Below are 24,288 nucleotides of genomic sequence, written 5' to 3' on the forward strand. Positions count from 1 at the left end.
GATCTCGGTGTGCGGGCGCGCAGCAGGACTTCCCACGTCATGAGCCCGGCCTCCGCCGAAGGATGATCGAGTCGGTGCTCGCCGGCCTGCCTCGACCGGACGCCCACGGCTGTGCCGTCCTCGACGCGCATCGATACCGTGTGGTCATGGCGCAGTTCGTGATCGGGGCGCTGACCGGTCGCCTCGCGACGGCGTGCGAACCGCCGTCGAACGGTCGGATGGTCGAGGTCCGCCCGGTCACCGAGATGTCTTCCGGCGGGGTCGGCCCCGACGTGCGGTGCGGTGGACCGTGTGGTGGTCATCGCACCGCCCTGGTCACTGCGACGCGGCGCAGCCGTGCTCGACGGCGACGGTCCGAGCCGTGCCCGACGAGGCTCGAGGGGTGCCCATGGCCGAGATGACCGCCTGCGAGCCGGGGCGCGAAGCGCCGCCCGTCGCGGCGGTGGTGCTCGCGGGCGGCGGCGGGCGACGGCTCGGCGGCGTCCACAAGCCCGCGTTGACCGCAGGCGGCCGCACGCTCCTCGACCGGGTCCTGCACGCGCTGCGCGGCGTTCGACCGGTGGTGGTGGTCGGGCCGACCATCTCCACCGAGGTCGAGGTGCACTGGACCAGGGAGGAGCCACCGCTGGGCGGGCCGGTGGCGGCCCTGGCCGCCGGACTGGACCGGCTGGCCGAGATCGTCTCCGCCGCTCAGAACGCCGACGATCTCATCGCGGCTCGACCAGGCCGCGGCACCGACGACCGGGCCGCCGCAGCGTCGGCCCCGGGCGAGGACTCTGCGGCCGGGGACTCTGCGGGCGAGGTGCTGCTGTACGCGGGGGATCAGGCCGTGTTGACCGCCGACACCGGAGACCGGCTCCGAGCTGCGCTGCGGGCGCGTCCGGCTGCCGACGGGGCGGTGCTCGTCGACGAGACCGGCAGACGGCAGTGGCTGATCTCCTGCTGGCGGGTGGCAGCGCTTCGCGCGGCCCTGCCCGCCCGCGTCCACGGTGCCTCCCTACGATCGGTACTGGGCGCGTTGGTGGTCGCCGAGGTGACCTCCCGGCCCGGCGAGGCCTGGGACGTCGACACGCCGGACGACCTACGGCGTCTTCGAACAGGCACCGACCCGGATACTGGACCTCGCCCCCGGTGACGATCTCCGCGCACCCGTTGGCGGGTGGACGGCGGACGATCTTCACCGAACCCACACCGTCTGGATGGTCTGCTCCTCTGGCAGGGCAGGAACGGCGCACCCTGGCGTCCGCAGACGGGACACGATGGCGGAGACTGGTGCGCGTACGCCGTCCCCGCGAGGAGGTTGTCGACAGTGACCGATGCCGGGCCCGCCGATCAGACCGTCGGGAGTCAGGCCCTCCACACGCCTGCCCGCGACGCCCAACTTCTCGAACGCACCGTGTTCGAGATCAAACGAGTGATCGTCGGCCAGGACCGGCTGGTGGAGCGGCTCCTCGTCGGCCTGCTGGCCAAGGGACACCTCCTGCTGGAGGGCGTCCCCGGCGTGGCCAAGACCCTCGCCGTGGAGACGATCGCCCAGGTCGTCGGCGGCAGGTACTCGCGGATCCAGTTCACGCCGGACCTGGTGCCCGCCGACATCCTCGGCACTCGCATCTACCGGCAGGGCCGAGAGGTCTTCGACGTCGAACTCGGCCCGGTGGTGGCGAACTTCGTCCTCGCCGACGAGATCAACCGGGCCCCGGCGAAGGTCCAGTCCGCGCTGCTGGAGGTGATGGCGGAGGGGCACGTGTCCATCGGCGGCACGACCTTCCCCATGCCCAGTCCGTTCCTCGTCCTCGCGACGCAGAACCCGATCGAGAACGAGGGCGTCTACCCGCTGCCCGAGGCGCAGCGAGACCGATTCCTGCTGAAGATCCTCGTCGAGTACCCCTCTCCGGAGGAGGAGCGCGAGATCGTCTACCGGATGGGGGTGTCGCGCCCGGAGGTTCAGCAGGTGCTCACTCCCGAGGAGCTGATCCGCCTTCAGGGCGTGGCATCGCGGGTTTTCGTGCATCACTCCCTGGTCGACTACGTGGTTCGGCTGGTCGTTTCGACCCGGTCGCCGGGTGACCACGGACTGGCCGACGTCGCCGAATGGATCGCATACGGCGCCTCGCCAAGAGCGACGCTCGGCGTGGTGGCGGCCGCGCGGGCGCTGGCATTGCTGCGTGGACGGGACTACGTGCTGCCGCAGGACGTGGTGGACGTTGCCGCCGACGTGCTGCGCCACCGGCTGGTGCTCTCCTACGATGCGCTGGCCGACGGGGTTCCCGTCGAGCACATCATCAACCGTGCCCTGCAGACCGTGCCGCTGCCGCAGGTCTCGGCCCGACCGCAGCCGCCCAGCGGGGCGCACGGCGTGCCCGCCCCGGCGGGAGCACCGGGACACCCGTGACCGAGCAGTCGTCTCCCGACTCTGCCGTGCGCGGCCCTGACGGCAGCGACACCGATCGGGGTGGCGCCGACCGAGGCTCCCGTGAGTCCGCGCCGTCGGATCGCCGACCGGCGTGGGCACCGCCGTCGCTGAGCGGCGGCCGGATGGAGGCCGGGCTGCGCACGCTGGAACTCAGCGTCCGAGGCAGACTGGACGGCCTGTTGCAGGGCAATCACCTGGGTCTGGTGCCTGGACCCGGCAGCGAACCCGGCGAGGCGCGGCTGTACCAGCCCGGCGACGACGTGCGGCGGATGGACTGGGCCGTCACGGCCCGCACCACCCAGCCGCACCTGCGTGAGACGGTCGCCGATCGGGAACTGGAGACCTGGCTGGCCGTGGACCTGTCGGCGAGCCTCGACTTCGGCACCGTCCACTGCGAGAAGCGGGATCTCGTCGTGGCGGCGGTGTCGGCGGTGTCCCACCTCACCAGAGGCGGCGGTAACCGAGTCGGCGCGGTCGTGTCCACCGGCGCCCAGCTGACGCGCATCCCAGCCAGGGGCGGGCTGCCCCACACACGGGGACTCGTCCGCCGGATCGCGCAGACACCCCGCGCTGCCGAGGGTGAGCGAGGCGACCTGGTCACCGCCCTGGAAGAACTGCGCAGGCCGCCCCGGAGACGAGGACTCGCCGTGGTGATCTCCGACTTCCTCGGCCCGCTGCACTGGCAGCGCTCGCTGCGGGCGCTCTCGCTGCGGCACGATCTGATCGCCGTCGAGGTGATCGATCCGCGAGACATCGAACTGCCCGACGTCGGGACCGTCGTGCTCGCCGATCCCGAGACCGGTCGACAGCGCGAGGTCGAGACCACTCCGCTGCTGCGTCGCGAGTTCGCGGCGGCGGCCGACGCCCATCGACAGGAGGTGGCGATGGGACTGCGCCGCGCCAACTGCGCGCAGCTCACGCTACGCACGGATTCCGACTGGGTGGCCGACATCGTCCGATTCGTCGTGTCCCGTAAGCGCCGCTGGTCGGGAGGGGTCGCCTGATGCCGTCGTTCTCGCTGCGCGGCTTCGTCGGACCGTGGTGGTTCCTGCTCTTCGTGCTGCTTGCCCTCTTTGTCGTCGGGTACCTGCTCGCCATGCGTCGCCGCCGTCGCGACACGCTGCGCTTCGCGAACCTGGAGTTGCTGGAGAAGGTCGCACCCGCCCGGAATCGACGGCGCAGACATCTGGCACCGGTGCTGCTCGGTGTGTCGCTGGTGTTCCTGATCATCGGAATGGCGGGGCCGACCTCGGAACAGCGGGTGCCCCGGAACCGGGCCACCGTGATGTTGGCGATCGACGTCTCGATGTCGATGAACGCCACCGACATCGACCCCAGCAGGCTGGCTGCGGCCAAGGCTGCGGCGACCAGCTTCGTCTCGGACATGACCCCCGGCGTGAACATCGGACTCGTCTCCTTCGCAGGCTCGGCCACCGTGCTCGTTCCGCCGACCACCGAGCGGGACACGGTCACCCAGTCGATCAACGGGCTGGACGTGGCCGAGGCCACCGCCACCGGAGAGGGGATCACCGCCTCGCTCGCGGCCATCGACACCTTCGGCAACGTCGTCGGCGGGGCCGAGGGCCCGCCGCCTGCGCGGATCGTCCTGATGACCGACGGCAAGAGCACCGTCGGCATGGACGAACTCGTCGCGGCGCAGGATGCCGCCGATCGAGAGATCCCGATCTCCACGATCTCCTTCGGCACCGACCAGGGACAGGTCGAGATCGAGGGAGAGCGCATCCCGGTGCCGGTTGACGACGTGACGATGCGTGAGATCGCCGACATCTCCGGCGGTGAATTCCACAAGGCGGCCAGTGCTGAAGAGTTGCGTCGCGTGTACGACACCCTCGGCGAACAGATCGGTTATCAGGTCGAGCGTGTCGACGCCTCCCGTCCGTGGTTCGTGCTCGGAACCATCACGGCGCTGCTGGCCGCCGCCGGTTCATTGCTGATCAGTCAACGTTCGCTCTGAACAAATCGGGCCCGGTCCTGCCGTCGACGGTCGTGCGTAGGGCCGTCGAGCGCACCCGCTAGCGTTGCCAACGGCGCCGGAGCAAACGCCGGCACGGAACAGAGGAGCTCTAGTTGGCACGGTCGGTTCTGGTCACCGGGGGAAACCGAGGCATCGGACTGGCGATCGCCCAGGCGTTCGCCGCGCAGGGCGACAAGGTCGCGGTGACTCACCGGGGCTCCGCCGTCCCCGACGGGCTGCTGGGCGTTCGATGCGACGTCACCGACGGGGCACAGGTGGAGGCGGCCTTCAAGGAGATCGCCGAGGCGCATGGCCCCGTCGAGGTGCTGGTCTCCAATGCCGGGATCACCGCGGACACCCTGCTGCTGCGCATGAACGAGGACACCTTCGACCGGGTGATCGACACGAACCTCGCAGGCGCCTACCGGGTCGCCAAGCAGGCTGCCTCGGCGATGCTGCGTAAGCGCTGGGGCCGGATCATCTTCATTTCCTCGGTCTCGGGCCTGTCCGGCTCTCCCGGTCAGGTGAACTATGCGGCCAGCAAGGCGGGGCTGGTCGGCATGGCGCGGTCTATCGCGCGAGAGCTGGGCTCTCGCAACATCACCGCCAACGTCGTGGCTCCCGGCTTCGTCGAGACGGAGATGACCGAGGCGGTCTCGGAGGAGCGCAAGGCCGACATCCTCAGCCAGGCCGCGATTCGGCGTTTCGGCAAGCCCGAGGAGATCGCCGCCGCCGTCACCTGGCTCGCCTCCGATCAGTCCTCCTACGTCACCGGCGCGGTACTGCCCGTCGACGGCGGCGTCGGCATGGGGCACTGAGGACTGCGGGGCGCGAGCCGTTCCGTAGTCGAGACGGCGGCGTCGGCCATCCGGGACGATGAGGAACCACAGTCAGCGACCAGGGCGCGCAGAATCTCGCAGTCCGAGTTCCGGCCCGCTCGGACCCGGTTCTCCGGGGCCGTCCCGCCGGGCTCGGGACCCCGAGAGCCGTCCGGTGACCGAGCCCCAGGGGACGCCGACCGGGTACCGGTTTTCGGGTACCGAGTTTTTGGGCACCGAGCCTTGGGGAACCGAGTCCTGGGGAATCGAGCCTTGGGGAATCGAGTACTCGGAAGCCGGACCGCGGAGAGCCAGGCTCTCAGGCGTCCGACCCCCAGGCGTCCGATCTCGAGGCATCGGGCCCCGAGACTTCCGCGCCCAAGGCGTCGGACCGCAAGGTGGCGGACCCCGAGAGAACCGGACTCGAGAAGGCCGGACCATCGACGAGCCTGCGCCGCTGTCTGCCGGGATCTTCGGGCAGGAGGACGGAATCCGGCATCTCCGACCCTGGAGATCCGGCCGCGGCGGCCCAGTGCCTTGGGAACGCGCGACGCGAGGACCGGCGCCCTGGGACCGGCCGAACCGAGGATTCGGGCTGCCCAGGTGTGGAGCGGGCCGAGTTGCCCCGGTGCTTCTCAGTATCCGGGGACGGGCTCGTCGGCAGGCCGCTCGTCGCGAGGTCGGCGTTCCCAAACCTGGTGTTCGATGGCTCGATGTTCGGTGGTTCTGCGTTGACGGGCTCGGCGTCGGCGGGCTCGCTGAGTCGGGCCGCGTCGGGCGGGCGTCTCCTGTCCGGCTGCCTGCCGGACGAGAACTCGGTGTCGACATTGGTGCTCCTGGAATCCGAATGGTCGCTGGTCAGACTGTGAAATGGCGCCGACCTGCCTGCGGTTCCGTCAGCCGCGACGGAGCCGACGTCGACTCCACCTCTCGTGCGGTGCCGAGTGGTCCCGACTTCGGTGGTCCTCGACGCCCCAGAGCGGTACGGGCTCCGAACCGACGAGGGCTACGAGTCCCGAAGCTCAGGAGCCCGCAACTGTGAGAACGGTGGTGATCGGCGTCCTCGATCGTCGTCCCGGCCCGGTTTCCGGGACTACCTGCCACCCACCCCGACCATCCCCGTACGGACCCAAGGAGGAATGAAGTGAGCGGACTGCTCGAAGGCAAACGACTGCTGGTGACCGGTGTCATCACCGATGCCTCGATCGCCTTCCACGTCGCGAAGGTCGCCCAGGAACAGGGCGCCCAGGTGGTGCTCACCGGTTTCGGCCGGATGAGCCTGGTGCAGCGGATCGCGGGCAGGCTCCCGCAGCCCGCCCCGGTGATCGAACTCGACGTGACTAACCAGGAACATCTCGACAGCCTGGCCGACCGCGTCGGCGAACACGTCGACGGACTCGACGGCGTGGTGCACTCGATCGCATTCGGTCCGGCGTCCTGCCTCGGCGGCGACTTCCTCGAAGCGCCGTGGGAGGACGTGTCCAAGGCGGTCGAGGTCTCGGCGTACTCGCTGAAGTCGTTGACCGTCGCCGCACTGCCGTTGCTGTCGGCGGGTTCGTCGGTGGTGGGGATGGACTTCGACGCCCGGCAGGCCTGGCCCGCCTACAACTGGATGGGCGTCGCCAAAGCCGCGCTGGAATCGACCACCCGATACCTGGCCAGGGACCTCGGGCCCCGCCAGATCCGGGTCAACCTCGTCTCGGCAGGCCCGGTGCGCACCATGGCTGCCAAGTCGATCCCCGGCTTCGTCGAACTGGAGCAGGGCTGGGGCGGCCGTGCCCCGCTGGGCTGGGACGTCAACGACGCCGAGCCGGTCGCCAAGACGGTGGCGGCGGTGCTCTCGGACTGGCTGCCGGTGACCACCGGTTCCATGGTGATGGCCGACGGCGGCTTCCACGCCGTCGGGTTCTGAGACCCCGGCTGCCCCAGGGGCTTCGGAGACTCCGGAGGCCTCGGGCAGCCGACGTCGATCGCCGAGGTGCGGACCGCGCGCACCTCGGCGGCGCCGCGGGGGATCGTGGTGGGTGCCGCTCGGCGGCCGGTCGTGTCTCGGGCAGTGGTGTCAGGTGGTCGGACATGACTCCATGGTCGAACAAGTGTTCGATGTCGGCAAGATATCGATCGGGTGGACCTCGGCGGCGGCGCGAGCTGCGCGGACAGCGACTCTCGCCCGCCCTGACCGCCGCCGACCGCAACGGCGGGACCAGTGCGGCCAGCGCCACGCCGTAGGCGGACGATCGGTCTCTGATCAGCCGGTATCCGCCTGTTCCCCTCTCGGCGGCCAGTTGCTCCCCGCCATGATCGACACCGGGGGTGCCGTTCTCGGCGGGAGGCGGCGGGGAGACAATGAACCCGTGAACGACGAGCTCATCGACTTCGACGCGGTGCTTCTGCTGTCCTTCGGCGGGCCGGAGGGTCCCGAGGACGTTCGTCCCTTCCTGGAGAACGTCACTCGTGGCCGGGGCGTGCCCCCGGAACGGCTCGACGAGGTGGCCGAGCACTACCTCCACTTCGGTGGGGTGTCGCCGATCAACGAGCTGAACCGGGACATCATCGGCAGGCTGCGGACCGAGCTGGATCGGCTCGGACTCGATCTGCCGATCTACTTCGGCAACCGCAACTGGCATCCGATGGTGGAGGACACCGTCGAGCGGATGACGACGGACGGCATCCGGCGTGCACTGGTGTTCGCGACCAGTGCCTACGGCGGCTATTCGGCGTGCAGACAGTACGACGAGGACATCCGACGGGCTCGTGCGGCCGTCGGGGACGCCGCACCCGAGCTCGTCAAGCTCCGCCAGTTCTTCGATCATCCGCTGTTCGTCTCCGCCGTCGCCGACGGTGTCCGCCGTGCGTTCGTCGAGCTGCCGGGTGATCAGCGCGAACAGGCGCGGCTGGTGTTCACCGCCCACTCCGTCCCTGAGGCGGCCGACGCCGCTGCGGGTCCGGCTGAGGAGGGCGGTCACCTGTACTCCCGACAGGTCTTCGAGGCGGCTCGACTGGTGGCCGCCGAACTGGGTGTCGCCGAGCACGACGTGGTCTGGCAGTCCCGTTCCGGACCGCCGCAGGTGCCGTGGCTGGAACCCGACATCGTGGACCATCTCGACACGCTCTACTCGGCGAACACCCAGGCCGTGGTGGTCTGCCCGATCGGCTTCGTCAGCGACCACCTGGAGGTCGTCTGGGATCTGGATGCCGAGGCGAGGGAACGAGCCGAGGAACTCGGCATGGGATTCGCCCGCGCCGCCGCGCCCGGCACCGACCGGCGGTTCGCCGAGCTGATCGGCGAGCTGATCCGGGAGATGGTCGAGGGAGTGCCCGCTCGACGACTGTCCACGCTGCCCGCCGAGGGCTGCATGGTCAACGGCGCGTGGTGCGCGACCAACTGCTGCGCGCCCGCACGCAGGCCCGTCCGATCCGAACCCGCCACGATCGACGCCTGATCAACACCTGTCACGTTGCCACAGGCGATCAGGATATCCCTGGCCATGCCGTTCCGTGATCACTAGCCTCGTGCTTCGACAGGCGACGGCGCGGGTGACGAGGAGACGGTCGTGGACGACGATCGAACGAGAGAGTTCTCCAGGCGGACGCTGTTTCTGGCGGGCGGCGGCATCGGCGTCGCCGCGCTGCTCGGCTCGCTGGCGGCGCCGGGTGCTGCGGCCGATGCGGACGCCGCAGGAATGGACGCCGCCGGAATGCGCCTGGCAGGCGTGGACCCGGCCGCCGTGCCCGCATCGCGGCGCTTCGACCTCACCCAGCCCTCGCACGACCTGTTCCGGCACGTACGGCTGCACAACCGCACCGTCCAGCAGTCCTTCGCGTTCGACAACGTCAACCGTCGGCTGTTCGTCGCGCAGCGCAGAGACGGCTCGGCGTCCGGTGCAGGCAGCCTGTGCATCAGCAGACTGGACTTCAGCGGCAGGCTGCTGGGGCACATGTATCTGACCGGCTTCGGACATGGGGTCTCGTTCGGTGTGGACGCCAGTGGGACGACCTCCCGGCTGTGGACGGAGATCGAGGCCAACGGCAACGGCTACGGGCGGCGACTGGCCCGCTTCGACTTCGTTTCGGGACGGACGCTCACCAACTCGTCGAGCCACCTGACCCGGTTGCCCGCGGTGGCCGGTGCCTCCGAACACACCTGCACGATCGACCCGGTGCACCGGAGGCTGATCATTCGCTACCACACCAGCGCCGGAAAGCGATTCGCCGTCTACGCACTGGACCAGGTCACCGGTTCGACTCTCGGCCCGAAGCTGGCGGACGTCGCCCAGCCCTCCCTGGGCAGTCCCGCTCCGGTGTTCCAGGGCTACGCCGCCTACGGTCGCTATGTCTACCTGCTCACCGGAACGTCCTACGCAGACAGTCCCACCTTGAACTCCAGGGTGACCAGCGTCGATCTCCAGACCGGGGCGATCCGACAGGGACCGGTGATCACCAGGGCCGGGTCGACGCTGTCCTTCCGGGAACCGGAGGGCATGGGCGTCTATCGCACCGCCGCGGGCCAGGATCGACTGTTCCTCGGCTTCGCCTCCGGTGCGACCGGCGATCGTCGTTCCAATCTCTTCTACAAGAACGTCCTGATCTGACGCGGCGACCGGGCGGCGGGATTCGCGGACTCGACGCGGCACCGGCGACGGGCCTCGTCGCCCGCCGTGAGGCCACACCGCCTCTCGCGAGACCACGCACCAGCTCCCGCCGTCGACGGCCGTTCTCGAGCCGGGCGGCGAGCGTGGTGCAGGGGCGTCCGACGGTCCGTCCAGCAGGCCCGGGGCCGACCCAGATCGTTGGCCGGGTCTGGTCCGGTACGCGCTGCTCGGCCTCGGCCGGGCTTCCGCTCAGCCGCGCATCGGACCCATGTCGGGGGCCATCCGCAGGATGGTGGTGCGGAACATGTAGGCCAGGGAGAGCACGACGATGCCGAGCATCTCCCGGTCGTCGCCGATCGAGGCCAGGTCTGCCGCCACCCGGTCCGGCTCGCCGTTGGCCATGTCACGGACGGAGCGGCCGGCGAAGAGCAGCGCCCGCCTGCGCGGATCCTCCACCGTCGACGGGTCCTCGGTCGCGGCGTCGAGATCGCCGCTGTGGTCGGCGGCGTCGACTCCGACCACACGGGTCACCACCTTGGCGCCGGGCGCCAGTCGCGAGCCGAGGGTGCGGGCGAGGAGTGTGACGGCCTCGCGGAGTCGTTCCGGACTGGTCAGCAGCGCGCCCGCCGCCGTCGCGCCCGGCGTACCGTCCTCCAGCCACATCCGGGTGACGACGAGTGCCATGTCCCGGATCAGTCGCTCGTCGTACTCGCCGCGCGCGCCGGTCGACAGCCACTGCGTGAGCATGACGTAGTGCGACGGCACGGCGAACGGCGAGATCGCACTGCTGACGACTCTGGCGAACGTCTCGGTGAGCGCCTCCTGATCCGCCCCGGACCAGGCGGTGATGCCGGAGCAGATCCGCCGGGCGGCAGGCTCGTCGCCCGCCACCGTGGCGTCGAACAGCTCACCGACGGCGTGCATCCACAATTCACGATTGGGCGCCGGGTTCGGTGGCGCAGGCACCCGGACGCCGCCGTTCTCGTCATGCCTGGCGAACCGCACGATCGTGTCCGTCCAGTGCCGCAGCAGCGCGGTGAGTCGATCGGCGTCGAGGACCTCGGTCACGACCCTCCGAAGCTGATCGGTGTCCGTAGCCCTGATCGCCACGACGGCACGGTCCGACCAGTCGACGATGTCGGCGGCCTTCCCATGGCGCGGATTCGAGCTCTGGTCCGACAACTGCGTCATCCCTCCAGGAGACAAGGGTGCGCGCACCTTCGCGCACCCGGTCGCCGGAGCAGCCGATCGTCCGGCCGACCGCGCCGTCGGAGGCGGATCACGACGATCAGTGCTTCTCGGCACGCTCACTGAGGATACGGGCGGCGTCGTCCACCGCGGTCATCCTCGCGGCCCGCACGGCCGCCTTGATCGGACGCAGCGCCTCGTCGCGCGCTCTGGCGGCCGAGGCGGACAACGCGCCGCCCGGCGCGTCGCGGCCTGCGACGTCCAGGATCGCGGCCACCTCGGCGGCACGCTCCAGCACGCGGAGCGCCCGTTGCGGCATGCCCTCCGGCCAGTCCGGCATCGGTCGGGACGCGAGAGCCTCGGCGATCTCCTCCCGAACCCCGGGGCGTCGCCGAGCCACGCCGAGTTCGGTGAGGGCGGTTGCGGCCTGCCGCATCGCTGCGGCGAGTCCGTGCTCGGCCTCGCCGATCGGATGATATTCGACCGGCGGCATCAGCTCGGGCAGCGTGTGGACGGTCCACCACATCAGCCCTTCCGGGCCGATCTCCGGAACCAGCGCGAGGCCTGCCTCGGGGAACAGCGCGGCCTCCTGGGCACGCAGCGCATCCTCCGCGAACCCACCGGGTCCGCCGAGACCCCGCACATCGCCCGCGACGGGGAGCACGAGACGGGCGGTGGTGGCGGGGGAGCGGCGCAGCGCCGCGAGCAGCATCGCCGGGGCGACCGCCTGCTCATCCGGTCCGGGAAGGTCGGTGATCGTCGCCGTCCGCTGGTCGGCGGCACGCACCTCATGCGCCTGCGCCCAGACACGCAGCGCATCCAACACGTCGTCCGCGGCGGCTGCTCCTCGCAGCCAGGCCGAGGTCCAGGTCACCATCGTCGCACTTGGGCATGGCACGCCGACGGAGGTTACCCGCACGCCGTCCCGACGCGCACGACGCCCGGTGAATGGACCCGGCGCACCCTCGGTCGTAGGGTCGATCGGGTGACTCCCCGTTACGGCAACGCCGACTACGGCCCCGACGTTCTCGCCGGCCGACGCGACCGGGCGCCCGTGTCGGAGGTGCCCACGGTGCCCGCCACGATCGACCTGGTCGTCGAGGACGTCGGCGGGTTCTGCGGCGCCGTCGTGCACTGCGACCGCGTCGGAGTGACCTTGGAGGACCGGCACGGTGTCCGTCGGGTCTTCCCGCTGCGACCGGCGGGGTTCCTGCTGGAGGGCAGGCCGGTGACGTTGACGGTGCCGCCTCGGACGCCGCCGTCGGCGGGGACGCGCTCGGCGTCGGGCTCGGTACGGGTCGAGGGCCTGCGGGCGAGGACCGCGCGGGCGAGCCGGATCTGGGTCGAGGGCGTGCACGACGCCGAGCTGTTGGAGCGGGTCTGGGGTCACGACCTGCGTGTGGAGGGCGTCGTCGTCGAGCCGTTGCAGGGCGTCGATCACCTGGCCGATGCGCTGGCGGAGTTCGGCCCGCAGTCGCATCGTCGGGTGGGCGTGCTGGTGGATCATCTGGTGCCGGGCAGCAAGGAGTCCCGACTGGTCGCGGCCGTCGACTCGCCGCACGTGCTGGTCACCGGCCACCCGTATGTCGACGTCTGGGAGGCGGTCCGACCCTCGGCCGTGGGCATCGATGCCTGGCCCTCGATCCCGAGGGGGATCGAGTGGAAGCTGGGCGTCTGCGCCGAGCTGGGCTGGGGAGAACCTGCGGAAGGCTGGCGGCGGGTGCTCGCGGGGGTACGCGGCTATCGCGATCTCGAGACGCCGTTGATCGGCGCCGTCGAGCGCCTCATCGACTTCGTGACCGGGCCCGACTCGGACTGAAAGCCCCCTGCCGTGTTCGCCCCGATCTCGTCGGCCCCAGACGGGATCGGCGCCGTTCCCGGCAGCGGTGTCGGGAACGACAGGCCCGGCCGCCGGGGACCGGCAGGGAGATCCGCGCTGCCGCGAGTCGACGTGCCGAGTGCGCCGCTCGCCTGCGCCGCCGCACCGGTTTCCGGGTACGAGATCAAGATCACACTCCGGTCACGCCGTGCTTCTCGTCACACCCGAGTCCACCGAGTCTGCCACCATGGAGCCATGGCAGCCCTGATCTGGGTCATCGCGGGAGCACTGCTCATCGCGGCCGAGGTGCTGTCCGGAAACCTGGTCATGCTGATGCTCGGCGTCGGAGCGCTCATCGCCGCCATCTCGGCGGGGGTGGGCCTGCCCCTGTGGATCGACGTGATCGTGTTCGGCCTCTCCTCGGTAGGACTGGTCGTCCTCGCCCGGCCGGTCCTGCGCAGGCGGATGGGCCGGGGCGAGTTGACCGCGAAGACCAATGCCGAGGCCCTGGTCGGCGAGAAGGCCACGGTCGTGACCGAGGTGAACGCCGACGGCGGCCTGGTCAAGCTGGCAGGCGAGGTCTGGTCGGCCCGCAGCCTCGACGAGACCCAGGTCCTGGAAGAGGGCCGCATCGTCACCGTCATGGAGATCTCCGGCGCGACCGCCGTGGTCTGGGACACCCCGTGAACGAGGGGACCGCCCGCTCATCCGGGGCGTCCGGTCTCCACTGGAGGTTTCAAGGAAGATGACGCTCTTCATCGTGTTGGCAGTGATCGTGCTGCTGATCATCACGGTCGTGTCGCAGGCCGTGCTGGTGATTCCGCAGGCGACCGCGGCTGTGATCGAGAGACTCGGACGGTTCCGTACCGTGGCGGCGCCGGGACTGAACTTCCTGGTGCCCTTCTTCGATCGGGTGCGGGCCAGGATCGACCTCCGCGAGCAGGTGGTCTCGTTCCCGCCGCAGCCGGTGATCACCGAGGACAACCTGACGGTCTCCATCGACACGGTGGTCTACTTCCAGGTCACGGACCCGCGTGCGGCGGTCTACGAGATCTCCGACTACATCATCGGCGTCGAGCAGTTGACCACCACGACGCTGCGCAACGTGGTCGGCGGGATGACTCTGGAACAGACGTTGACCTCCCGCGACCAGATCAACGGCCAGTTGCGGGGCGTCCTCGACGAGGCGACGGGTCGCTGGGGCATCCGGGTCGCCAGGGTCGAGCTGAAGGCGATCGATCCGCCGCCCTCCATCCAGGACTCGATGGAGAAGCAGATGCGTGCCGACCGGGAGAAGCGTGCCATGATCCTCACCGCCGAGGGCGAGCGGGAGTCGGCGATCAAGACGGCGGAGGGCCAGAAGCAGTCCCAGATCCTCGGTGCCGAGGGCGCCAAGCAGGCCGCCATCCTCGGCGCCGAGGGCGAACGGCAGGCCGCCATCATGCGTGCCCAGGGGGAGCGGGCGGCTCGCTACCTTCAGGCGCAGGGTCAGGCCAAGGCCATCGAGAAGGTCTTCGCCGCCGTCAAGGCGGGCAAGCCGACTCCCGAGCTGCTGGCCTATCAGTACCTCCAGACGCTGCCGCAGATGGCACAGGGCGACGCGAACAAGGTGTGGGTGATCCCCAGCGACTTCAACAAGTCCCTGGAGGGCTTCGCCAGGATGCTCGGGGACAAGGGCGACGACGGCGTCTTCCGCTACGAGCCGCCCACGGAGGACGTTCCGGAATCGCGACCGGAGGAGGAGGACGAGTCGATCGCGAGCTGGTTCGACACCTCGTCCGACCCCAAGGTCGCCGAGGCGGTGCGTGCCGCCGAGGAGGTGGCGCGCAAGGAGGTGCCCAGCCCGGTGTCCGGTCTGGGCAGTTCGGCTCGGTCGAGCGCGCGCGCCGTCGACACGCCTGCGACCGGCCCGACCCTGCCGGGAGCCGCGCAGCGGCCTCCGTTGGGCACGGGTGAGCCTGCACCGGGTCAGCAGCCGGAATCGGGCGACTCGCGCGGCTGAGAGCAGACGGTGCCGGGGCCCCGTCCTGCCACGTCCTTCGTGGCCGAGCGGTCCACGGGCCTCGGTGCCTGCTCCTGCCTCGGACGTCGGCGGGTGGCCGGTCGTCGCCGGTGACGAGATCGTTACCCTCAGCGCCCGGCAGCCGGCCTGACGCCGGCGTGTCGGTGCGGTTTGATGATCACGTGTCGGCGACTGAGCGAATTGATCCGGTGGCCCGGCGTTCCCTTCCTGCGCATCGAGACCTCGTCTTTGCCGCCCTCGCCGCCGGTGATCACTCACGGGCGGCCGAGCTGAGCGAGGCGGCGCTGTTCGCTGTGCAGCAGTGGCAGGCGGCGCCGGACAGGGTCCAGACCGGGCTGATCCACGAGTTGCTCGACGCGCATGCCGAGGCCTGTAGGCACGGGGCCAGGTCCGGACCCCCGTTGGCCGACTGGCTGCTGAAGCTCCAGCTCGATCGACCCGGTCTGTTCGATCCGGCGCTGGTCGACTGGGCGGACGCACTGGGTGCGGCGGGCCTGGCCGCCTACCGTCACACGGTCGAGGCCGAATGCGCCGGGCTGCCCGTCGTCCCCTATGGCGGCATTCAGTTCCAGGACCGTCGACGGCGGACGGTGCTGCGCATGACCGAGGAGTTGGCCGATCATCTCGGCTGCGTCGATCTGACGGTCTTACAACTGTCCAGGGATCTCTCAACCGGCTGGCAGTACCTGCGCATCGCCGTCCTGCTGCATCAGCGGGAGCGCGGCAGCGAGTGCCTCGACTGGGTCGAGAGAGGACTCGCGGCGACCAGGGGCACCGGAGCCGATGAGCCGCTGCTCGACCTCGCGATGCGCCACTGTCGGTCCGCAGGCCTGTTCGACCAGGCGTTGCGCCTGCGGTGGGAGGCGTTCGCGGCGGCGCCGAGCCTGGACGGCTATCGGCGACTGCGGGCGGTGGCGGTGGAACATGGCTGCTGGGAGGCCGAACGGCACCGGGTCCTGGGTCTGCTGCGGGATCCCGCAGGCGATCAAGGACGTCGGGCGGTGTTGATCGAGATCCTGATCTGGGAAGGCGACGTCGAGTCGGCCTGGGCGGCGGCACTGCGGTACGGCTGCCCCGACGAGTTGCGACGTCGCCTGGTCGACGCGCTGGCCAGGACCGGGGCCGGGCCGACGAGCGGTGCCCGGCCGACGAGCGGGCACGGTGCCACGATCGTGAAGGGGACGAGGGCCGGGACCGTAAGCCGTAGCCGAGACTGACTCCGCGGCCGCTGCGACGGTTCTTGTGGAGTGCGTCCTCGCCGACGGGGTCGATCAGGACGGACGCGTCCTGCGCTCGCCGCCTGCGAGTCTGCGGAGGCGATGAACGACTGCGGGACGACGATCGACTGCGAGACGGCGACGCCTGTTCAGCAGGCGTCCGCCTGGGTGACGACGACACGCCGAAGTGGACTGCCTGCCCGCTGACCTGCGCCGCTTCGCCCGTCGGGAGGACAATCAGAGCGTCGTTGATCAGCAGGGGTCACTCCGAGTGATCCACACGTGCCCCGACTCGCCGATCATCGGGGGCACGGGAGTCTGCACACGATGCGCCCGAAGGGGACTACCCTCGCAACTCATGGATGCCTCCACGCACCGGGATCGACAGACGGGTAGGGCCGCTCGCTACAAGCCGGTCCCGCGCACCGGTCCGCGGCGCGGGGTCAAGGACGTCGATACGAACGACGCGATGCCCCCCGCAGATGTCGCTCAGGAAGTCGGCGAAGCCGCTCGTCAGCTCGGCGATCAGCTCTCCGACACCAACGCCATGCACAGTCTCGCCGACATCGAGCGGATCGTGGCCGGGCTGGCCGCGGCCGTCACCGGTGCCGCCGACGGCTTGGACGGAATCACGCAGTGGCTGCGCAGTACCGGCTACGGCGGAGACCTGTCCGGGCATGCCAGTGTGGTGGCCGAACGGCTCGCTCATGCGGGCGGTGAACTCGGTCTGCTCGTCGACGCGGTGCACAAGGCGGCGGGCGAGGCGGAGTGACGATCCGCGCCGAGGCGCGCTCAGACGACGGTCGGAGTCGACAGTGGACAGTTCGGCGGTGCTGCGCAACTTCGTCGGCGGCGAGTACGTCGACACGGTGGACGGTGAGACTGCACCGTTGGTCGATCCGTGCACCGAGGAGGAGTTCGGCGCTGCCGGGCTGAGCCGATGGGCCGACGTCGACGGCGCACTGCGTCGCGCCGAGCGGGCTCAGGAGATCTGGGCTGGCACCACGCCCGCTGAGCGGCAGCGGGCACTGCTGCGGCTGGCCGACTCCGTGGAGGATGCCGCCGCCGACTTCGTGTTCGCCGAGTGTGCGATGACGGGGAAGCCGGTGCGGCAGGTCGTCGAGGAGGAGCTTCCGCAGGCCGTCGACCAGATCCGCTTCTTCGCGGGCGCGGCACGCGTGCTGGACGGGACGGCAGGCGGTGAGTACCTCGCAGGCCATGCCTCCATGCTGCATAGCGAGCCGTTGGGCGTCTGCGCGCAGGTCACCCCGCACAGCCATCCGCTGGTGTTCGCCGCGTCCTCCGTGGCACCCGCCCTGGCGGCAGGCAACGCGGTGGTGCTCAAGCCTGCCGAGACGACGCCCACGACGAGCCTGCTGCTCGCCGAGCACGCCGCAGCCGTGCTGCCCGCCGGTGTGTTCAACGTCATCTGCGGCGATCGGGACACCGGGCGGGCGATGGTGGCGCACGAGACGCCCCGGCTGATCGCCCTGACCGGCGCGGTGCGGTCGGGGATGGAGGTCGCGGGCTCGGCGGCCTCCGACCTCAAGCGGGTGCACCTCCGACTGGGCGGCAAGGCCCCGGCGGTGGTGTTCGGGGACGTGGACGTTCCCGACACGGCGGCTCGACTGGTCCGGGCCGCCTTCGCCAACGGCGGGCAGGACTGCCTGTCGGCGACTCGGGTGCTGGCCGCCGAGGCCGTCTACGACGAACTGCTGGCCGAGATCGTGGTGCGTGCTGAGGCACTGCGCACCGGGCCGCCGCAGGACGTCTCGGCCGACTACGGCCCGCTGAACAACGCGGTCCAGTTCGATCAGGTCAACGGAGTCCTGCAACGGCTCCCCGACCACGCCGAGGTGCTCACCACCGGCGGGCCCACGGGCGAGCGCGGTTACTACTTCCGTCCCACCGTGATCGCGGGTGTCCACCAGGACGACGAGGTGGTGCAGAACGAGGTGTTCGGCCCGGTGCTGACCGTCCAGCGCTTCACCGACGTCGAGGACGCCCTGATGCTGGCCAACGGTGTGCGCTACGGCCGCGCGGCCAGTGTCTGGACGGCGGACAACGCCCTGGCCGCCAGGGTGGCCGCCGCACTGTCCTTCGGCAGCGTCTGGGTCAACACCCACGGCAGCGTGGCGGCCGAGATGCCGCACAACGGCTTCCGGCACTCCGGTCACGGCACCGGGGTCTCTCGGCACGGCCTCGACGACTACACCCGCTTCAAACACGTCATGACGAGTCTGAAGCCGAACTGACCTCCTCGGTACAGGCGCCGGACCCGAAGTGCGCGGTTCGGGCGCGGCCTCGGGACACCGGCCGGGGGGCAGTCCCGGCTGCTCGGCGGAATCACCACCAGCCACCACGCCGCGTCGGTGTGCTCGGGCGGCTCGACGGGAGCGGTCGCGGGCACGGACGAGCCTCGCCGGTGCCGTCGCAACCGTAGACGGCGTGTTGCGCGCCGGGCCTCGACCAGGCCCGTGTCGTGCGCTCTCGCGACGAGCCTGCGCGCTCAGCCGCGCGGCGGGCGCACCCGGATCGTCGGGGCGTGCCGGACGGGGAAGTTCACCGAATTGGCGATGAAGCAGGTCTCGTGTGCCCGGTGATGCAGGTCGGTTGCCTCGCCGACCATGGACACACTCGTCACGGTGACCACCGGTGCCAGGACCACCTCGGTGAATCGGCCGCCGGTGCGGGCAGATTCGTGCATCACCCCGCGTGCGGAGTCCACGTACTCCACGACCACGACTCGGCCGAGTGAGCACAACGCGAGGTAGCTGAGCATGTGGCACTGTGACAACGCCGCGAGGAGGAGCTGCTCGGGATTCCACCGGCTCGGGTCGCCGACGAACGCGGGGTCGGCGCTGCCCTCGATGACGGGCAGACCGGCCGAGGCGACGTCGTGCGACCGCTCGTAGTCCCGATAACCCGAGGTGCCCGCGCCGGTGTTCCCGGTCCAGGACACCGCGACCTCGTAGTGGTGTTCGCGGGGCATCCGACTCGCCTCTCTCTGCGGGATCTGTTCGGGCGTCATCCTGCCGCCACTGGTCCGTCGCGGCTCACGGTCTCCCTCGGACCAGGAGGGACGCAGGCGGACGATCGAGGGCCGTCGGCTGCTGAATTCTGCTCCGCAGTGTCCATGGTCAGTCCGGTCAGTCCGGGCCGCCGGGCAGGGGACGGCCGGGCCGGGAGTTCGACAGCCGCCCCGGCCGCTGATCGTCGCGCATCAGTCCGGCCGCTCGGCATCGGTGATCGCGAGGGCCAGGGTGACGAGGCGATCGACCTGGTCGGAGCGGTCGAGCAGGACGTGGTGCAGCTGGGCGTCCAGCGCATGAACGAGGGTCGCGGCGGTCACCGTCGCGTCCGCGTCCCCTCGACCGCACCGACGCAGGTGATGAGCCACCTCGGCGATCAACCGGTCGGTCAGCGCACCCAGCACCGCGAGGCCCGCAGGCACCCTGGGGGCGTGTCGGTGCATCAGGGCGTGCAGCCGGGGTCGGTCATGATGCAGCGCGGCGACCTCGGTCGCGAGTACGGCCATGGTGTCGGCGAACGGCGGCTCGCGGCTGCGGAGTTCGGCGAGCACCACAGTCAGCCGAGCCCGGGTCGCCTCGACGTGGCGCAGCGCCAAGGCGTAGAGCAGGGCCTGCTTGTTCGGGAAGTACTGGTACACCGTCCCGATGGACACACCCGCGCGTTCGGCGATGTGATTCGTGGTCGCGGCAAGGCCGTCCCGGTCGAAAAGCTGAGCAGCCGCCTCCAGGATGAACTCCACCGTGTCCCGTGAGCGCTGCTGGCGCGGTGTCCTGCGGGGTTCGGCGATGATCTTCCCAATGCGAGTTGTCGGGGCGTCCGTCCCGTCGAAGACTACCGGTGTGCATGACGACTACCTGGCCTTACTGCCCGATGAACTGTGCCCCGACCCCCTGCCCGCCCGTCGCACCACCTGGTGGCGATGGCGGGACATGGACGTTCATGTCGAGCGGGTGGGCGAACCCGACGCGCCCCGGCGTGCGCTGCTGCTGCACGGCGCGGGCGGCAACGCGGCGGCGATGTGGCCGATCGCGGCTCAGCTCGCCGGTCGCGGCGTCGAACTGGTCGTTCCGGACCTGCCCGGCTTCGGCCGGACGCGGACTCCTCGGCGGGGTGCGGTGCGGCTGCGGGACTGGATCGACCTGGCCGGTGATCTGCTGCGTGCCGAGCGTCGCGATGACGCACGACCGCTGACGTTGATCGGCGCCAGCATGAGCGGGATGATCGCCTACGAGGTCGCCGTGCGGACCGGCCTGGCCGACCGGGTCGTCGTCACGTGTCTCGTGGACTCTCGCGACGCTCGGGTCCGGCGGAAGGCGGCCCGTGCCCCGTGGCTGGGTGCCGTCGCGAGACCCGTGCTGCGGTGGGCGGCGGGACCGTTCGCGCGAGTGGAGCTGCCGCTGCACCTGCTGGTGAACATGCGGGCGATGAGCAACATCCCGGCGCTGGTCGATCTGGTTCTGCGGGATCGCAGCGGCGGCGGCAACCGGATGCCGCTGGGCTTCGTGCGGAGCTTCCTCGACGCGGTCCCGAGCGTGGAGCCGGAGCTGGTCACCGCTCCCGAGTTCGTCCTGGCGCATCCGGCGGCGGACAGCTGGACCCCGGTGGAGCTCAGCCTGCCCTTCTTCGAGCGGCTCGCCGCACCCCGACGACTGGTGCTGCTGCCGGACGCCGGGCACTTTCCCATCGAGCCCGCCGGGATGCGGATGCTCGTGGACCTGCTCGCCGAGGACCCCCGTTCGGCGGACGCGACCGGGTCCCGGCCGAGCGATCGGCCGTGAGGCGGACCCCTCGGCCGCCGATGCCGACGCGGCGGCGGGCCGACGGGCACCGGGCGGCACATTCTCTCCGGTGAGATCCGACGCCGTTCGCGGGGGAGCGGGCCGGGCAGGCCCTGCCGGATCGTGCGCCCTGCTGCCTGCCTCGTCGTGCCGGGCGGCACCGCCACCCCTGCCCGCCCGGCCTGCCCCGGGCCCAGCCCGCACTGGGACGGGCCCCGGGTCGCCGCCGATGGTCCGATCGGGGACGGAGCGGCCCGTCAGCCGCCCGCCACCACCGGACGGCGGCCCTGCCACGGCCTGGCCGTCTCGAAGGCGTGGCAGGCCGCCAGGACGGCGGCGTCGGCATGCCGGGGTCCGACCACCTGGAGCCCGATCGGCAGGCCGTCGCGGGTGAATCCGCAGGGGACGGTCGCGGCGGGCTGCTGGGTCATGTTGAAGGGATAGGTGAACTGCGTCCAGCTCGTCCACCTCGGCCCGCTCGACCCGGCGGGCGACTCGCGGCCCGCCTCGAAGGCGGGGATGGGCATCGTCGGCGTCAGCAGCAGGTCGTAGCGCTGGTGGAACCGGCCCATCAGCGCGCCGAGGGCGGCACGGCAGGCGTTGGCGGTGAGGTAGTCCAGCGCCGAGTACTCGGCGCCCTGCTCGGCGATCTCCCGCAGGCCGGGGTCGAGTCTCGCCCGCTGCCGATCCGACAGCGCCTCCAGCGACTTCGCCGCACCGGCGAACCACAGCGTATGGAACTCCGTCACCGGGTCGGTGAATCCGGGATCGACCTGCTCCACGACGGCGCCGAGCTCGGCGAACACCTCGACCGCCGCCGCGACCTGCTCCGCGACCTCCTGATCCACCTCGACGTAGCCGAGGTCGGGACTGAACGCGATCCGCAGGCCCCGCACGCCCGCCCCGAGAGTCTCGACGAAGGGCGTCGTCGGCGCGGGGAGAGCCGACCAGTCCCGGGGATCGGGCACCGCCACCGCGTCGAGCAGCAGTGCGGCGTCGGCGACCGTCCTGGTCATCGGGCCGACATGGGCCAGGGTGCCGAAGGGGCTGCTCGGATAATGCGAGATCAGACCGTAGGTGGGCTTCAGTGCGAAGATCCCGCAGAAGCTGCCGGGAATGCGCACCGATCCGCCGCCGTCGGTGCCCAGCGTCAACGGCGCCATGCCCAGCGCCACGGCCGCCGCGCCGCCCCCGCTGGAGCCGCCCGCCGTCCGGCCGGGGTCCCAGGGATTGCGGGTGACCCCGGTCAGCGGGCCGTCGGTGACGCCCTTCCACGCCAGTTCGGGCGTGGTGGTCTTGCCGACGAACACCGCGCCCTGCTCCCGCAGCCGCGCCACGGAGGGCCCGTCGGCGTCCCAGGGCTGCGAGACGTCGGTACTGCGCGAGCCCCGCATGGTGGGCCAGCCCTTGGTCAGCAGCACGTCCTTGATAGAGACCGGGATGCCGTCGAGCGGGCCCAGCGGTACGCCTCGGCGAAGCCGGTCGGTGGCCGCGTCGGCCGCGGCCAGCGTCGTCGCCTCGTCGAGGAGGCAGAACGCGTTGACCTGCCCGTCGAGGCGATCGATCCGGGCGAGCACCGCCTCAGCCGCCTCCCGAGGCGTCGTCTCACCTCGGTCGAAGGCGGCTCGCAGCTGCCCTGCCGTCGACTCCGCCAGGTCCTCGCCCACCATTGCCTCCTCGTCCTCACACGTCGTCGATCGCCTGTCCGCCTGCCAGGGCGGTGGTCATCCGGTGGTGACGTAGCCCCTGGCCTTGTCGACCACGTTGTCGAGCGCCTCGCCGTCGCGGTACCGGCGAAGATTGGCCAGGAAGAGCGCCAGCAGTTCAGAACGCCAGCCCTTGACGTCCCCTGACATGTGCGGCGAGATGACGACGCCGGGCATCGTCCACAGCGGAGAGTCCGAGGACAGCGGCTCCGAGGCGACGACGTCGAGGGCCGCTCCGGCCAGTCCGCCCGTCCCCAGCGCGGCGATCAGGTCGTCCTCCACGACCAGCGCGCCGCGCCCGACGTTGATGAAGCGCGCGTCCGGCCGCATCGCGGCCAGCGCGGCGGCGTCGATCATCCCTCGGGTCGCCGGGGTGAGCGGGGCCGCGCAGACGATGAAGTCGGCATCGGGCAGGGCGGTGAGCAGGTCCTCGCTGGCGTGCACTCGGCCCAGGTCCGGGTCGTCCTCCCGCGCCCGGCGTCCCACTCCCTCGACGAGCAGTCCCGCCGCCCGCAACAGTCTGCCGGTGGCTCGTCCGATGGGGCCGGTGCCGATGACCAGGGCTCGGCGGCCTGCGATGCGCTCGGTCTCGCGGTGCTGCCACCGGTGTTCCCGTTGCAGGTCGACGGTGGTGGGCAGGTCCTTGGCGAAGGCGAGGACCAGGCCGAGCACGTACTCGGCGATCGGCTGGTCGAAGACCCCCCGCGAGTTGGTGAGCACGATGTCGGAGTCCTGGAGGAGAGCGGGGAACAGCAGCCGGTCCACGCCCGCACTCGCGGTGTGCACCCAGCGCAGCGAGTCGACGGCATGCCAGGCTCGCTCGACGGCGCCGGAAGAGAAATCCCAGGCCAACAGCACGTCGGCGCCGGGCAGCACGTCCGCCAGTTCGGCTGCGACGGCGGGTCGGACGTCGGCGAGCTGGTCGAGTTCGGTCGACGGCGGCAGTACGTCGGTGCCGTCGTGGAGGACGGCGACGACCGGGCGGGCGAGTGGCGACATACGGCAAGGCTCCGTCGTTCGGGGGCGGTTCACGAAGAGACCATCGGTCTACCAGCTCGGGCATTGACACGCTAGGAAGGCCTCGTAGGATTGTCAACAATCCGCACCGGCACCCACGGGCACCTGCCAGACGGGCACGCGGAGAACACGGCCGTTCCTCGGCCCGCACGAGTCTGCCGAACCGACCCGACAAGTGTCCCGTCCGACACGATCGCCCGAAAGGTCTCTGCTATGCCCCGATACATCCAGATCGAGCTCACCAAGCGCGGCGTGTCCTGTGTGGCCGAGCTACTGGACAAGGACGCCCCGCTGACCTGCGAGGCCGTCTGGCAGGCGCTGCCCCAGGGCGGCGACATCTACCACGCGAAGTACGCGCGCAACGAGGTCTACACGATGGTGCCGCGCTTCGCGGAGGTGCCGCCGGGGCTGGAGAACCCGACCGTCACGCCCATCCCCGGCGACGTGATGTATTTCGACTTCGCGGGCGGCATGCTGGATCGCCGCTTCAAGGAGGAGAAGGACATCCACGAGCTGCCCGGCGTGATCGATCTCGCGATCTTCTACGGGCGGAACAACCTGCTGCTCAACGGGGACGTCGGCTGGGTGCCCGGCAACGTCTACGCGACGATCGTCGAGGGCCTGGAGCAGATGGCCGAGGCGTGCAACGACGTCTGGCGGTCCGGCGCGGTCGGCGAGCGCCTGGTCTACCGCAGGCACGCGGATTGAC

23 protein-coding genes are annotated in these 24,288 nt (G+C 70.7%); 17 read left to right on the plus strand and 6 right to left on the minus strand.

Translation table 11 applies throughout. The features are described 5' to 3' along the window. The first annotated feature begins 388 nt into the window (after positions 1-388). From UA75_RS11635 to UA75_RS11675, 9 genes are all read left to right on the plus strand, one after another. On the plus strand, positions 389-1,135 hold the full coding sequence (locus tag UA75_RS11635) for an NTP transferase domain-containing protein (RefSeq protein ID WP_075740259.1): 747 nt from the start codon (positions 389-391) through the stop codon (positions 1,133-1,135). Between the two features lie 174 nt (positions 1,136-1,309). Next, positions 1,310-2,392 carry an AAA family ATPase gene (locus UA75_RS11640; RefSeq protein ID WP_075740260.1) on the plus strand — a complete coding sequence of 361 codons (1,083 nt, stop codon included), beginning with the start codon at positions 1,310-1,312 and terminating at the stop codon, positions 2,390-2,392. Between the two features lie 143 nt (positions 2,393-2,535). Beyond that, positions 2,536-3,417, plus strand: a complete 882-nt coding sequence (locus tag UA75_RS11645; protein WP_083684020.1) for a DUF58 domain-containing protein — start codon at positions 2,536-2,538, stop codon at positions 3,415-3,417. After that, complete coding sequence (locus tag UA75_RS11650; protein WP_075740261.1) at positions 3,417-4,388, plus strand: VWA domain-containing protein; 972 nt, start codon at positions 3,417-3,419, stop codon at positions 4,386-4,388. The genes UA75_RS11645 and UA75_RS11650 overlap by 1 nt, the downstream gene beginning before the upstream one ends. A 113-nt stretch (positions 4,389-4,501) precedes the next feature. Continuing rightward, positions 4,502-5,206 (plus strand): 3-oxoacyl-ACP reductase FabG, encoded by a 705-nt coding sequence (gene fabG / locus UA75_RS11655; RefSeq protein ID WP_075740262.1) that lies wholly within the window; start codon positions 4,502-4,504, stop codon positions 5,204-5,206. A gap of 713 nt (positions 5,207-5,919) precedes the next feature. After that, on the plus strand, positions 5,920-6,075 hold the full coding sequence (locus UA75_RS32755; protein ID WP_157434126.1) for a hypothetical protein: 156 nt from the start codon (positions 5,920-5,922) through the stop codon (positions 6,073-6,075). 275 nt (positions 6,076-6,350) lie between these two features. Further along, on the plus strand, positions 6,351-7,118 hold the full coding sequence (gene fabI / locus UA75_RS11665; protein WP_075740264.1) for an enoyl-ACP reductase FabI: 768 nt from the start codon (positions 6,351-6,353) through the stop codon (positions 7,116-7,118). Positions 7,119-7,575: 457 nt separating this feature from the next. Then, positions 7,576-8,649 carry a ferrochelatase gene (locus UA75_RS11670; protein WP_075743694.1) on the plus strand — a complete coding sequence of 358 codons (1,074 nt, stop codon included), beginning with the start codon at positions 7,576-7,578 and terminating at the stop codon, positions 8,647-8,649. Between the two features lie 111 nt (positions 8,650-8,760). Continuing rightward, positions 8,761-9,798, plus strand: a complete 1,038-nt coding sequence (locus UA75_RS11675; RefSeq protein ID WP_075740265.1) for a teichoic acid biosynthesis protein C — start codon at positions 8,761-8,763, stop codon at positions 9,796-9,798. Positions 9,799-10,047: 249 nt separating this feature from the next. Here UA75_RS11675 and UA75_RS11680 read toward each other — a convergent pair whose 3' ends face one another. Beyond that, a complete protein-coding gene (locus tag UA75_RS11680; protein WP_075740266.1) occupies positions 10,048-10,989 on the minus strand; it encodes a hypothetical protein in 942 nt (313 codons plus the stop codon). Between the two features lie 97 nt (positions 10,990-11,086). Continuing rightward, positions 11,087-11,863, minus strand: a complete 777-nt coding sequence (locus tag UA75_RS11685; protein ID WP_198042993.1) for a hypothetical protein — start codon at positions 11,861-11,863, stop codon at positions 11,087-11,089. Positions 11,864-11,971: 108 nt separating this feature from the next. Between UA75_RS11685 and UA75_RS11690 the strand changes: the two genes are divergently transcribed. The 6 genes from UA75_RS11690 to UA75_RS11715 all read left to right on the plus strand — a co-directional run bounded on the left by UA75_RS11690 (position 11,972) and on the right by UA75_RS11715 (position 18,300). Beyond that, the gene (locus UA75_RS11690; RefSeq protein WP_075740267.1) at positions 11,972-12,805 is read left to right on the plus strand and encodes a DUF3097 domain-containing protein; all 834 of its coding nucleotides are present in this window, start codon (positions 11,972-11,974) and stop codon (positions 12,803-12,805) included. Positions 12,806-13,060: 255 nt separating this feature from the next. Continuing rightward, positions 13,061-13,492: an NfeD family protein gene (locus UA75_RS11695; RefSeq protein ID WP_075740268.1), complete on the plus strand. Its 432-nt coding sequence runs from the start codon at positions 13,061-13,063 to the stop codon at positions 13,490-13,492. Between the two features lie 58 nt (positions 13,493-13,550). Beyond that, positions 13,551-14,807: an SPFH domain-containing protein gene (locus tag UA75_RS11700; RefSeq protein ID WP_075740269.1), complete on the plus strand. Its 1,257-nt coding sequence runs from the start codon at positions 13,551-13,553 to the stop codon at positions 14,805-14,807. Positions 14,808-14,989: 182 nt separating this feature from the next. Further along, positions 14,990-16,045, plus strand: a complete 1,056-nt coding sequence (locus UA75_RS11705; protein WP_157434127.1) for a hypothetical protein — start codon at positions 14,990-14,992, stop codon at positions 16,043-16,045. A gap of 469 nt (positions 16,046-16,514) precedes the next feature. After that, positions 16,515-16,817, plus strand: a complete 303-nt coding sequence (locus UA75_RS32760) for a hypothetical protein (protein ID WP_157434128.1) — start codon at positions 16,515-16,517, stop codon at positions 16,815-16,817. A gap of 43 nt (positions 16,818-16,860) precedes the next feature. Continuing rightward, positions 16,861-18,300, plus strand: a complete 1,440-nt coding sequence (locus UA75_RS11715; RefSeq protein ID WP_075740272.1) for an aldehyde dehydrogenase family protein — start codon at positions 16,861-16,863, stop codon at positions 18,298-18,300. A 254-nt stretch (positions 18,301-18,554) separates the two neighbouring features. Here the strand turns inward: UA75_RS11715 and UA75_RS11720 are convergent, their stop codons facing one another. Together UA75_RS11720 and UA75_RS11725 are read right to left on the minus strand one after the other, a co-directional pair. Then, positions 18,555-19,037 (minus strand): OsmC family protein, encoded by a 483-nt coding sequence (locus UA75_RS11720; protein WP_075740273.1) that lies wholly within the window; start codon positions 19,035-19,037, stop codon positions 18,555-18,557. Positions 19,038-19,268: 231 nt separating this feature from the next. Beyond that, complete coding sequence (locus tag UA75_RS11725) at positions 19,269-19,817, minus strand: TetR/AcrR family transcriptional regulator (protein WP_083683137.1); 549 nt, start codon at positions 19,815-19,817, stop codon at positions 19,269-19,271. 100 nt (positions 19,818-19,917) lie between these two features. On the opposite strand from UA75_RS11725, the gene UA75_RS11730 reads away from it, so the two are divergent. Further along, complete coding sequence (locus tag UA75_RS11730; protein WP_075740275.1) at positions 19,918-20,856, plus strand: alpha/beta hydrolase; 939 nt, start codon at positions 19,918-19,920, stop codon at positions 20,854-20,856. Positions 20,857-21,113: 257 nt separating this feature from the next. On the opposite strand, the gene UA75_RS11735 is transcribed toward UA75_RS11730, so the two are convergent. Then, positions 21,114-22,526 (minus strand): amidase, encoded by a 1,413-nt coding sequence (locus UA75_RS11735; RefSeq protein ID WP_075740276.1) that lies wholly within the window; start codon positions 22,524-22,526, stop codon positions 21,114-21,116. A gap of 54 nt (positions 22,527-22,580) precedes the next feature. Next, positions 22,581-23,561: a D-2-hydroxyacid dehydrogenase gene (locus UA75_RS11740; RefSeq protein ID WP_075740277.1), complete on the minus strand. Its 981-nt coding sequence runs from the start codon at positions 23,559-23,561 to the stop codon at positions 22,581-22,583. 231 nt (positions 23,562-23,792) lie between these two features. Between UA75_RS11740 and UA75_RS11745 the strand changes: the two genes are divergently transcribed. After that, positions 23,793-24,287 carry a DUF3830 family protein gene (locus tag UA75_RS11745; RefSeq protein ID WP_075740278.1) on the plus strand — a complete coding sequence of 165 codons (495 nt, stop codon included), beginning with the start codon at positions 23,793-23,795 and terminating at the stop codon, positions 24,285-24,287. The last annotated feature ends 1 nt before the right edge of the window (position 24,288 follow it).

It is taken from the genome of Actinoalloteichus sp. GBA129-24 (genome assembly GCF_001941645.1).
Taxonomy (GTDB): Bacteria; Actinomycetota; Actinomycetes; order Mycobacteriales; family Pseudonocardiaceae; genus Actinoalloteichus_A; species Actinoalloteichus_A fjordicus.